General features: G+C 41.7%; 12 protein-coding genes. 8 read left to right on the top strand and 4 right to left on the bottom strand.

All coding sequences use genetic code 11. The features are described 5' to 3' along the window. The first annotated feature begins 11 nt into the window (after nucleotides 1-11). The 7 genes from NST59_RS13790 (at nucleotide 12) to NST59_RS13760 (ending at nucleotide 5,293) form a co-directional block, all read left to right on the top strand. Nucleotides 12-977, top strand: a complete 966-nt coding sequence (locus tag NST59_RS13790) for an ABC transporter permease (RefSeq protein ID WP_047203508.1) — start codon at nucleotides 12-14, stop codon at nucleotides 975-977. A gap of 18 nt (nucleotides 978-995) precedes the next feature. Further along, complete coding sequence (locus tag NST59_RS13785; protein WP_144490421.1) at nucleotides 996-2,108, top strand: glycoside hydrolase family 88/105 protein; 1,113 nt, start codon at nucleotides 996-998, stop codon at nucleotides 2,106-2,108. Then, nucleotides 2,105-2,629, top strand: a complete 525-nt coding sequence (locus tag NST59_RS13780) for a hypothetical protein (RefSeq protein ID WP_064497799.1) — start codon at nucleotides 2,105-2,107, stop codon at nucleotides 2,627-2,629. Before NST59_RS13785 ends, NST59_RS13780 begins: the two co-directional genes overlap by 4 nt. Nucleotides 2,630-2,646: 17 nt before the next feature. Continuing rightward, a complete protein-coding gene (locus NST59_RS13775; protein WP_341040763.1) occupies nucleotides 2,647-3,936 on the top strand; it encodes a Gfo/Idh/MocA family protein in 1,290 nt (429 codons plus the stop codon). Between the two features lie 24 nt (nucleotides 3,937-3,960). Then, nucleotides 3,961-4,644 carry a YesL family protein gene (locus tag NST59_RS13770; RefSeq protein WP_039180757.1) on the top strand — a complete coding sequence of 228 codons (684 nt, stop codon included), beginning with the start codon at nucleotides 3,961-3,963 and terminating at the stop codon, nucleotides 4,642-4,644. 54 nt (nucleotides 4,645-4,698) lie between these two features. Further along, the gene (locus NST59_RS13765) at nucleotides 4,699-5,010 is read left to right on the top strand and encodes a rhodanese-like domain-containing protein (protein ID WP_024424882.1); all 312 of its coding nucleotides are present in this window, start codon (nucleotides 4,699-4,701) and stop codon (nucleotides 5,008-5,010) included. A 100-nt stretch (nucleotides 5,011-5,110) separates the two neighbouring features. Further along, on the top strand, nucleotides 5,111-5,293 hold the full coding sequence (locus tag NST59_RS13760) for a sporulation protein Cse60 (protein ID WP_024424881.1): 183 nt from the start codon (nucleotides 5,111-5,113) through the stop codon (nucleotides 5,291-5,293). A 45-nt stretch (nucleotides 5,294-5,338) separates the two neighbouring features. On the opposite strand, the gene NST59_RS13755 is transcribed toward NST59_RS13760, so the two are convergent. From NST59_RS13755 to NST59_RS13740, 4 genes are all read right to left on the bottom strand, one after another. Next, nucleotides 5,339-5,863 carry a CbrC family protein gene (locus NST59_RS13755; protein WP_039180751.1) on the bottom strand — a complete coding sequence of 175 codons (525 nt, stop codon included), beginning with the start codon at nucleotides 5,861-5,863 and terminating at the stop codon, nucleotides 5,339-5,341. Nucleotides 5,864-5,994: 131 nt separating this feature from the next. Beyond that, nucleotides 5,995-7,527, bottom strand: coding sequence for a glycine betaine transporter OpuD (opuD, locus tag NST59_RS13750; RefSeq protein ID WP_039180749.1), 1,533 nt, complete (start codon nucleotides 7,525-7,527; stop codon nucleotides 5,995-5,997). A gap of 140 nt (nucleotides 7,528-7,667) precedes the next feature. After that, complete coding sequence (locus NST59_RS13745; RefSeq protein WP_099663549.1) at nucleotides 7,668-7,865, bottom strand: hypothetical protein; 198 nt, start codon at nucleotides 7,863-7,865, stop codon at nucleotides 7,668-7,670. After that, the gene (locus NST59_RS13740; protein WP_058838208.1) at nucleotides 7,862-9,133 is read right to left on the bottom strand and encodes an NAD(P)/FAD-dependent oxidoreductase; all 1,272 of its coding nucleotides are present in this window, start codon (nucleotides 9,131-9,133) and stop codon (nucleotides 7,862-7,864) included. Before NST59_RS13740 ends, NST59_RS13745 begins: the two co-directional genes overlap by 4 nt. A 175-nt stretch (nucleotides 9,134-9,308) precedes the next feature. Here NST59_RS13740 and NST59_RS13735 point away from each other — a divergent pair, with 175 nt between their 5' ends. After that, the gene (locus NST59_RS13735) at nucleotides 9,309-10,931 is read left to right on the top strand and encodes a putative polysaccharide biosynthesis protein (protein WP_039180744.1); all 1,623 of its coding nucleotides are present in this window, start codon (nucleotides 9,309-9,311) and stop codon (nucleotides 10,929-10,931) included. Nucleotides 10,932-10,943 lie beyond the last annotated feature (12 nt).

Below are 10,943 nucleotides of genomic sequence, written 5' to 3'. Positions count from 1 at the left end.
AGGCTTTATCAATGAAAACAGAGGATGTCACTGCCAAGGGTGTGCCTGCGGCAGCTTTGAAAAACGAAAAAAGAAAGCGCTTACTTAATCAACTGCTTAGTCAAAAGTTTTTGTATTTAATGATTTTGCCGGGGCTCATTTATTTTCTTGTTTTTAAATATGTGCCAATGTGGGGGCTCATCATTGCCTTTCAAGATTACCAGCCGTTTCTCGGTATTCTTGGCAGTGAGTGGGTTGGCTTCAAACACTTTATTCGCTTGTTTACAGAACCAACATTTTTCATCTTATTAAAAAATACGCTGATTTTATTTGCCATGAATGTTGTGATTTTCTTTCCAATTCCGATCTTATTAGCCCTTCTTTTAAATGAAGTGAGATTGGCATTGTTTAAGAAATTTGTACAGACGATGATTTATATCCCTCACTTCATGTCATGGGTCATTGTTGTGTCCTTATCTTTTGTTTTGTTAACAGTAGATGGCGGGTTAATTAATGAATTGATTGCTTTCTTTGGAGGGGAAAAGATTAACTTCCTTCTTAGTCAGGAATGGTTTAGACCAATGTACATTTTACAGGTGATTTGGCGGGAAGCAGGCTGGTCGACGATTATTTACCTTGCGGCGATTACAGCTGTAGATCCGCAGCTATATGAAGCAGCAAAAATGGATGGTGCTGGGAGATTGAGACAAATGTGGCACATCACACTTCCTGCCATCAAAAGTGTCATTGTCGTTCTGCTTATTTTGAAAATTGGTGATACGCTTGAGCTTGGCTTTGAGCATGTCTATTTATTACTGAACGCAACGAACCGGGAAGTAGCGGAGATTTTTGATACGTATGTCTATACAGCAGGTCTTAAGCAAGGACAATTCAGCTATAGTACTGCTGTTGGTTTATTTAAAGCAGCCGTTGGACTTATTTTGGTCATGCTGGCAAACCGTTTAGCGAAGAAATTCGGGGAAGAAGGTATTTATTAAAAAGGGAGATGAGGAAGAATGACTTTATCGATTGAAAAGGGATCACCGCTTGAGCATGCAGAGAAATTAGCACAAACCATTATGAAAGCGTATACACCGATTGAGCTGCCGCCAGCTGGAAGATGGCATTATCATCAAGGGGTTTTCCTTTGCGGCGTCATGAAGCTATATGAGGCAACAGGGAACGAGGCGTATTTCGATTATGTGAAAAACTATGCAGACTCACTTATTGATGAGTACGGTAATCTGTTATTTCGCAGGGATGAGCTTGATGCCATACAAGCAGGACTTATTTTATTCCCTCTTTACGAACGAACGAGAGAGAAGCGGTATGTGCTCGCTGCGGAGAAGCTGCGCGGACTTTATCGTACGCTAAACCGCACGTCTGAGGGCGGATTTTGGCATAAAGATAATTATGCTTATCAAATGTGGCTCGATGGTCTCTACATGGGCGGTCCTTTTGCCTTAAAGTATGCTCAGCTTAAAGGTGAAGAGTCACTTGTGGAAATGGTCATCCATCAAGAGCATCTCATGAGAAAGCATACGAAAGATGAACAAACAGGTCTATATTATCACGCGTGGGATGAACGAAAAACGATGCCATGGGCTGATCAAAAGACCGGCTGTTCCCCAGAGTTTTGGGCAAGATCGTTTGGCTGGTATGTCCTTGCATTAGCAGATATGATCGAAGACCTGCCCGAGCAACATGAAAGGCGGAAAGTGTGGAAGGAAACACTGACAGACATGCTGGAAAGTGTGGCAAAGTACCAGGATCAAACGACAGGTCTCTGGCATCAAATCATTGATAAAGGAGATCACAGTGACAATTGGCTTGAAAGCTCGGGATCGTGTTTATTCATGTACGCCATGGCAAAGGCGATGAATGAAGGGTATGTAGGTCTCCATTATGTTGATCATGTGGTCAAAGCATATCAAGGCTTGATTCAGCATAAGACGGCTGAGAAAGAAAATGGTGATTTTACCATCAACGATATCTGTATTGGAACATCTGCGGGATTTTATGATTATTACGTTGGAAGAGAGCGGAGCACAAATGACTTGCACGGGGCAGGCGCTTTTATTATGGCGTTAACTGAACTAGAAAAGCTGTCTGTTTTTCAAAAGGCATGAGAAGGCAAAAAAGTGCCGTCGTATGGCTTATCAGTTTCATCGCTGCCTTTTGTTTATCTGCCTGTCAGGGGAAAACAAACGGTATCAATGTCCTGATTTTTTCTGATATGTCAAAGGGAATGAAGGATCAATTAGTGGAGAAGGCTTTTCAGCCGGAACAAGAGACTTATAGCGTCCACATCTTTCCGGCGGTTCCTGAAAAGCTTCTTGTTGAAATTACCTCAAAAGAGGGGGACGTGATGCTTGTCCCAGAAGAAATGTTTAGAACATATGATGATCCTGAAAGCTTTCAGCTGCTGGAAGAGATGGAAATAGGCGATCAAGCAGCAGGACCATATACGGTCGAGGACAAAAAGACAGGGAAAACGGTCGATTATGCGGTACAAATCAATAAAGGAAAGAAAAAACTCAACGGTTATACCTTTCAATTACATCGAGATATGGTCGCTTTTATTCCCGTGTATGCTGACAAGACGAAAGAGGCGCTGTCTCTCATGAAACAGCTTCGTGAAAACCAATAGAAAATGGGGTGAGGAATGTGAAACGGGTCGTGATTTGCGGGCTGAGTCATCGTGCGTTCAATATGTTTATTCGACCGCTTACAGAGGATTTCATTGAGCAGTATAAGATTACAGGGCTCCTAGATATAGATCATCAGCGGTATACACTTTGTCAGGAGCGTTTTCCATCACTCCGAGGCGTTTCGTTTTTTCATGAAGATGCATTTGATCAGATGGTCAAGAAAGCAAAACCAGATATCGTCATTGTGGCAGGCAGGGATGATACACATGTCACGTATATCATGCAGGCACTTGACCATGATCTAGATGTCATCACCGAAAAGCCGATGGTGACAACAGCAAAAGACGCCAAAAAAGTGATGGAAAAAGAGGCGGAAAGTAAAGGAAAGGTCACGGTCACCTTTAATTATCGCTACAATCCCTTCCATCGAAAGATAAAAGAACTGATTCTAGACGGGAAAATTGGAAGGGTCACATCCGTTGAACTGAGCTGGCTGATTGATACGTATCATGGTGCTAGTTATTTCAAAAGGTGGAACCGTACACGTCAATTTTCTGGCGGACTGTCTATTCATAAGTCGACGCATCATTTTGATCTGGTCAACTGGTGGATTGATCAAAAGCCGAAGCAAGTATTTGCCTACGGGGCGCTGAACTATTACGGCAGCGAAAGCCCCTGGAATCCCTTGCACGGGGAGGAAAATAGATTTTGCGGAACATGTCATGTGAAGGATATTTGTCATTATGAAGCAAGGTGGAATCCGCGGGTTGAGCGCTCAAAGGTGGAGGACGACCATATTGAATCCGGTCAGGAGCAAACGCAGCAGTACTCAAATTATCGCCCGGATGCGTGCATTTTTGATCAGGAAATTGATATTGAGGATACATATGTGGCGTCAGTCGCTTATGATCAAGGGGCTCTGCTCAGCTATTCGATTCAATTCTCCGCCCCATATGAAGGCTATCGTCTGGCTATTAATGGGACGAAGGGGCGTATTGAAACGAATGAGTTTCATGTGCCATCAAGAATTCCTTTTCAATTCCCAGAACAAACAATTTCTTATTACCCGATGTTTGGATCAAAGGAGACAATTGAAGTCGTCAAGCAGCCAGGTGGACATGGAGGAGGAGATCCTCTGCTTTTGGCTGATTTATTTATAGGAAAAGATCCATTGATTCACTACGACATTTTAGCAGGTGCAGAGGCTGGTGCTTATTCGATTGCTCTTGGGGAAGGCATGTGGCGATCTGCCGCAGAAAAACGCCCAATTGAAATTGATGAATTGTTTCATAAAGAGAAGGTGTAAAGAGAAAGAGAGGAGGGGAAAGAGATGGATCATGATGGTTCAATGAGCAGAATGCTGAGGATGTGTGAGTGGGTGATGAGACTCGCCTATACGAATTTGTTATGGCTTTTGTTCACTATCCTAGGGCTTGGGATCTTTGGCTTGATGCCTGCGACCACTGCGTTATTTTCCGTGATGAGAAAGTGGATTCAAGGGCATGAGCAGGTCAATGTATTCCGCACTTTTTGGAAGGTATACCGGGAGGAGTTTGTCCGCTCTAACATGATTGGAGTGGTGCTGTTCATCATTGGAACGATTATTTATGTCGACCTTGCTTATATTTATCCGACGAGCTGGTCCCTACATGTGCTTCGCTTTGCTATATATATTTTTGGTTTTCTGTTTATTGTGAGCTTATTTTATATTTTTCCGCTGCTTGCTCATTATGATTGGAAAAAACGTCTCTATCTGAAATTCTCTCTTCTGCTGGGTGTGTCATATTTGCAATATACACTCTCTATGCTTGTTTTCTCGGCTGTGCTGTTTGTTCTGTTTGCTTATTTACCGGGAATCGTGCCATTTTTTAGTGTGAGCATACTTGCCTACGGTCATATGTGGCTGGCCTATCAAGTCTTTAAAAAGGTAGAGTTTGAAAGTGAGCACGAGACAGCCGAAGTGAAGAAGCTGCTGCCGTCTTTCCTTCAATCGAAGCGGGTGAATACGCAGTGAAGTGAACCATCTGCTATAATGGTGTCACCGTGATGAAAAGGAGAGATGAGACTCGTGTCAGTGAAAGAAATTTCAATAGAAGAATTAAAACAAAAGCTTGAGCAGGAAGACGCCATTCAGCTTGTCGATGTACGTGAGGATGAAGAGGTAGCAGAAGGGATGATCCCGGAAGCGATCCACATTCGAATGGGAGATATCCCTGAGAAGCTGGATGCATTCGATCAAACGCAGGAATATTATATTATTTGCCGCTCTGGTAAACGTAGTGAAAATGTCTGCTATTACCTAGAAGATCAAGGCTACCAAGCGACCAATGTTGTTGGTGGGATGCTTGCTTGGACAGGAGAAACAAAACCGAAGCTGTAAACAGAAGGCCTTTCATCGATAGGATGAAAGGTTTTTTTGTTCATATGCCTCTCTCTATGTGCATAAAGATAGAGTAGCGAGAGAAGGGAGAGTGGCATAGGTGCTAAAGGTAGCTGTATTTGATGAAGAGCATGAGAAAGATTTGCAGAGTGAAATCAATCATTTTTTAAAAGGAATGGATGACGACCAAATCATTGACATCAAGTACAATGTAGCGGTGATCTGTGAGCAGGGAGGGGAACAGCTCTACTGTTTTTCTGCACTCATTTTATATAAAAAATAGACGGTTTCAAAAAAAGGACCTGCTTGAAGGGTCCTTTTTCTTTGGTTAGCTGGCGTCAATATATAAACGGTGCTTGTTGCAGTGAACACATTGGAAGAGGTAGCCCTGTAAGTCTCCTCCGTTGACGAGCCATTGCTTTAGGTTCTCTTTCGTTAATCCTTCGCCGCTGCAAATGTCTTCGATATCCTCGGCGAGTTCTTCCTCTAGATGTTCAATCTCTTTCCAGCCGACATACTGGACGATTGCGCAAAAATCTCCGCAATGACTTAACCAATATTCCTGCTGCCATCCGCGATAGCCTGGCGTTCTGAAGATCAGCTCATCGATATATTCCTCTTGATCGACGTCATCACAGCTCGCATCGTCTTGAAAGGTTCCATTGTATTTTTTAGCCGCTGATCCATCTTTAATGCACCAAGGACAAATTCCCTCCACATCTTCAACAGCATAAAAAGGGCCATGGTACACATAATCTCTTTCTTTCTCACAAACAGGACATGTCGTATGCTCTTTTTTAATCACGTTTAACAAAACTGGGTCTGGGTTGTACTTGAACGTAGGTAACGTCATATAAACCTCCATTATGTAGAAAGTGATAATTCAATACTATTTTAAAGGAATCCTCAAGCTCCAGACAATCTTAAATTGTGTATATAGAAAAAAGCCGTTCGGATGAGGAACGGCTTTTTTCTTGCTTGCGATTATGCTTTTTTTACTCTTGGACTTCTTGGTTTATTGACTTGATTGGCTTGTTTGATGATTCTTCGTTCATCATTTAGTGATTTATACAGCGAGACAATCATCAATATGATGACAACGGAGAACGGCAAGGCTGCGAGCTTGGCTGTATTTTGCAAGGCTTCGAGTCCCCCTGAAAATAAAAGCACAGCAGCAACAGCAGATTGGATAATACCCCAGCTGACTTTGACACTGCCAGAAGGATTCAATGATCCGTAGGTTGTCTGCATTCCAAGCACAAATGTAGCTGAATCAGCCGATGTAATAAAGAATACGGCGATTAATATGAGTGCTAGTATCGATGTAATCATCGCCAGCGGATATTCATTAAGCACACCGAAGAGCATCGTTTCAGTTGATAGACCTGCAACATCGACAATATTCTTTTGCTGTAAGTCCATTGCAGATACACCGAAAATCGAGAACCATAGGAATACTAGGATAGAAGGAGCGACTAAGACACCCACTAAAAATTCGCGAATCGTTCGCCCACGTGACACTCTAGCGATAAAGATCCCGACAAATGGTGCCCAAGAAATCCACCATGCCCAATAAAAGATCGTCCATCCATTAATCCATTCTCTCTTTTCAGGATCATTAGGAGATAGACGGAAGCTCATTTGAACGATATTGGATAAGTATTGTCCAATCGAGTCAGTAAATGAATTTAAGATAAAAACAGTTGGACCTACCAAAAGTAAGAAAAACATCAGAACAGCTGCTAATACCATGTTGATATTACTTAAGTATTTAATGCCTTTTCCAATTCCGCTCAAAGCAGATGCAAGGAAAAGCACCGTCACAATGATAATAATGATCAATTGTGTGCTAAAGGCAATTGGAATATGAAAAAGATAATTCAACCCACCGTTTATTTGTGCTGCACCTAATCCTAGGCTTGTCGCAACACCAACTACAGTTGCAAATACCGCAATACAATCGATGGTTTTTCCGATCCATCCATTCGTTTTATTTCCTAAAACAGGCTGCAGCGTTGCACTGATTAAGCCAGGTGCATCTTTTCTAAATTTAAAGTAAGCAATGCAAAGTGCAACAATGGCATAAATAGCCCATGCATGAAGCCCCCAGTGGAAAAATGTATAGCGAAGGGAATCGCGGAAGGCCTGTGCAGTTTCAGTCTCCCCTGTTGGTGACTGAATAGCATAGTGGCTGATCGGTTCAGCTGCTCCGTAAAAAACAAGACCAATTCCCATACCGGCACTAAATAGCATAGCAAACCAAGAAAATAGACCAAATTCAGGCTCTTCCCCCGGTTTTCCTAGCGTAATCTTACCGATTGGGCTAAAGATAAAGAATAGACAAAAGCCGACAAGCAGTGATACCACTAACAAGTAATACCAGCCAAAGTCATTTGTAATGTATGTTTGAATTTGATCTGTGACATTTTGCAATGTGTCTGGAGAAAACGCTCCCCACATCACGGCAACAAATGTGATCGCAATCACAATCCAAAATACACTTGATACGTTTTTCACACCATCTCACTCTCCTGTTGTTCTACACGTTTAAGCAGAGGACTTAGCTTAATATCCCCTAACTCAACTTATTTCAAACAAAAAGAGGCGAGCTTCTCACTCGACCTCTACTTTACCGTAACATGTTTTGCTTCCATTTATCAACTATCGATATGGGAAGACGATTTTTCCTCAATTCGTTTGCGAAGACGGTAGACATATTCTTTTAAACATACAGCGAAAATGGTAAACACCAAAACAATAGCGATTTTTAACGGGGAAATCGACAGCTTCAAGAAAACAGCGGCTGTCAAACTAATAACGACCGCAAGAACAATCGGTAGTGCACGTCTGATCATTGAACTCTCTCCTTTGCTTCTAGTGCAGCATTCATGCCGGCAAGCCTGCCTGTCACAAGTGCTGACGTGATATTGTAGCCGCCTGTATAGCCATGGATGTCTAGAATTTCTCCGCAGAAATAAAGACCGGGCATTTTTTTAGACGCCATTTTCTTCGGTTCAATTTCCTTCACAGAAACGCCGCCTCCTGTCACGAACGCTTTGTCCAAGGATAGGGTACCATTTGCATGCACAATAAAATGTTTGCAATCATGGGCAAATGCACGCAGTTTATCCTTGGCTAGACCAGAGAATGTGTCTTGTGGATCAATACCGTTCCGTTCTAATAGAAACAATAAATAGCGTTCTTGCATCCAAGACTTGAGGACATTTTTAATGGCTTTCTTCGGTTCATCTTTTAGGTCACGATGAAGCTTTTGGAACAGCTCCTCGTCATTCAGCTTCGGATATAAGTCAATTTGCAGGCGGACTGCCGGCTGCTTTTTCAATTCTTTCACAACAAATCCGCTGCATCTAAGAACAGCTGGACCCGATAAACCAAAGTGAGTAAAGATCATATCCATGACATGTGTGACGACGGGTTTCCCTTTTTTATTTAAAACACTGACAGCCACACTTCTTAAAGAAAGACCTTGAAGCACTTTTTCTTTAATAAATCGTTCATCTGATGTGACCGGTACCTCTGTTGGGAAAAGCTCTGTAATGGTATGACCGGCTGCTTCTGCCCATGCATAGCCGTCACCAGTAGAGCCGGTATGCGGCACACTTTTTCCGCCGACAGCAATGACGACAGCCTTACTTGAAATTTTTTCATCATTATTTGTAACAATTCCAGCTGCTTGTCCGTCTTGATACAGAACCGTTTTAATCTTTTCGTTCGTTCGAATGGTGACATTGAGGGCGCGGAGCCTGTCTAGAAGGGCATCCACAACAGATTGTGCTTTGTTTGATACAGGGAACATACGTCCATGGTCTTCTTCTTTTAGTTCAATGCCAAGGTTTTCAAAAAACGAAATAATATCCTCGTTGTTGAACTCAGAAAATGCACTATATAGAAAACGGCCGTTTCCGGGAATATGCTTGATGATTTCTTCTACTGGAAGGCGATTAGTGACGTTACACCGTCCGCCGCCAGAAATGGCCAGCTTTCTGCCAAGTTTGTTTCCTTTGTCAATTAACAGAACAGTAGCGCCATGCTCTGCTGATGCAATCGCGGCCATCAGTCCAGAAGGTCCGCCGCCAATGACAATGACATCATAATGTTTCATGTTACATTCCTCTTTCTACTTTCAGTCATTTTTCTATTATAACGAAGATTAGGGAAGGCTGAAATATGAATTGATTGGTTTTGTGACTTCAGTATTGGATTTGTTACCTGTGTGTTGAATTGATGTGGTAAAATAGTTAAGTTGAATATTCATTAGAAAAATGGTGGTTAAGCGCATGTCTAATAAATTGCTTCGTGGTACGTTGGTTTTAACGATAGGGACGTATCTCTCTCGTATTCTTGGTATGATTTATTTAATTCCATTTAGCGCAATGGTTGGAGCAACTGGTGGTGCGCTATTTCAATATGGATACAATCAGTTTACGATTTTCATTAGCATTGCTACTCTGGGTTTTCCAGCAGCAGTGTCTAAATTTGTTTCAAAATATAATGCGATTGGTGACTTTGAGACAACACGAAAAATGTTTAGAGCCGGCATGTCTGTCATGCTTGTTTCAGGTATCATTGCTTTTAGTATTTTATATTTATCAGCCCCAATTTTTGCTGAGATACAGCTCGGTGGATCAACCGAAACTGGTGGACTAACGGTTGACCAAGTGACATATGTAATTAGAATGGTGAGTTTGGCTCTCTTAGTTGTCCCGATTATGGGTCTTATACGTGGGTTTTTCCAAGGGCATCAAATGATGGGTCCAACAGCAGTTTCACAAGTTGTTGAACAGATAGTCCGAATTATCTTCTTGTTGACGGCAACTTATGTCATTTTAAAGGTGCTTAACGGGGGGCTTGTCATCGCAGTAGGATATGCTACTTTTGCTGCTCTGATTGGTTCTTTTGGAGGTTTATTCACGTTATATGTATATTGGATCAAGCGGAAAGATAAATTACTTGCGATGCAGCCTAATTCTGGGCCAAATTTAGGCCTTGGATATAAAAAAATATTTATTGAGCTATTTAGTTATGCTGCTCCATATGTTTTTGTTGGATTAGCTATTCCTCTATATTCTTACATTGATACTAATACTATTAATAAAGCAATGATTAATGCTGGTTTTAAAGATATAAGTACTGCAGTACTTTCTATAGTTACTTTATATTTACCTAAGCTTGTAATGATTCCAGTATCATTAGCGACGGCATTTGGTTTAACATTAATTCCAACTATCACAGAATCTTTTACATCACGAAATTATAAATTATTAAACCGACAAATTGACCAAACGATGCAAGGCGTTCTATTTTTCGTGCTGCCTGCATCATTTGGTATCTCGGCATTGGCTGGACCGGTTTATTGGTTCTTCTATCCATCGGTTCACCCTGAGATTGGGATCTCCATTTTGTTCTGGTATGCACCTGTTGCATTATTGTTTTCTTTATTCACCATTAATGCAGCGATTCTGCAAGGGATTAACAAACAAAAATTTGCTATCGTTAGTCTTTTGTTAGGGATCATTATTAAAACGGTTCTAAACATCCCGCTGATCAGCTGGCTGCAAGGAAATGGTTCTGTACTGGCAACAGCATTAGGCTACAGTGCGTCTATCTTGTATATGTTTATCATGATTAAACGACATGCCGGCTATTCGTTCCGCAGAATTTTCAAACGTTTTATTCTGATTGGCATTTTAACAGCGATCATGGGTGTGGTGGCATTTATGACAAGTCAGCTTGTGAACCAAGTGATTTCTTATGAAGGCGGAATTGTACAAGCGGGTATCGTCATTTTGATTTCCATGATCACTGGCGGCGGTGTGTATATGTTCTTATCTTATAAGGTGGGATTACTAGAGCGTGTACTTGGCAGCCGTATGCCGAAATTTTTAAGAAAAAAGAGTTAAGAAGAGGTAGAT

The sequence above is a fragment of the Bacillus sp. FSL R5-0439 genome, from assembly GCF_038008805.1.
Classification (GTDB): Bacteria; Bacillota; Bacilli; order Bacillales; family Bacillaceae; genus Bacillus; species Bacillus safensis.
This window is presented reverse-complemented; position numbering and strand designations above follow the sequence as displayed.

Excerpts from the sequence above, each read along its gene's own strand:
- NST59_RS13755 (WP_039180751.1), bottom strand. The coding sequence starts at position 5,863 with ATGACGTTACCTACGTTCAAGTACAACCCAGACCCAGTTTTGTTAAAC.
- NST59_RS13735 (WP_039180744.1), top strand. The coding sequence starts at position 9,309 with ATGTCTAATAAATTGCTTCGTGGTACGTTGGTTTTAACGATAGGGACG.
- NST59_RS13745 (WP_099663549.1), bottom strand. The coding sequence starts at position 7,865 with ATGATCAGACGTGCACTACCGATTGTTCTTGCGGTCGTTATTAGTTTG.
- NST59_RS13770 (WP_039180757.1), top strand. The coding sequence starts at position 3,961 with ATGGATCATGATGGTTCAATGAGCAGAATGCTGAGGATGTGTGAGTGG.
- NST59_RS13780 (WP_064497799.1), top strand. The coding sequence starts at position 2,105 with ATGAGAAGGCAAAAAAGTGCCGTCGTATGGCTTATCAGTTTCATCGCT.
- NST59_RS13790 (WP_047203508.1), top strand. The coding sequence starts at position 12 with ATGAAAACAGAGGATGTCACTGCCAAGGGTGTGCCTGCGGCAGCTTTG.
- NST59_RS13785 (WP_144490421.1), top strand. The coding sequence starts at position 996 with ATGACTTTATCGATTGAAAAGGGATCACCGCTTGAGCATGCAGAGAAA.
- NST59_RS13740 (WP_058838208.1), bottom strand. The coding sequence starts at position 9,133 with ATGAAACATTATGATGTCATTGTCATTGGCGGCGGACCTTCTGGACTG.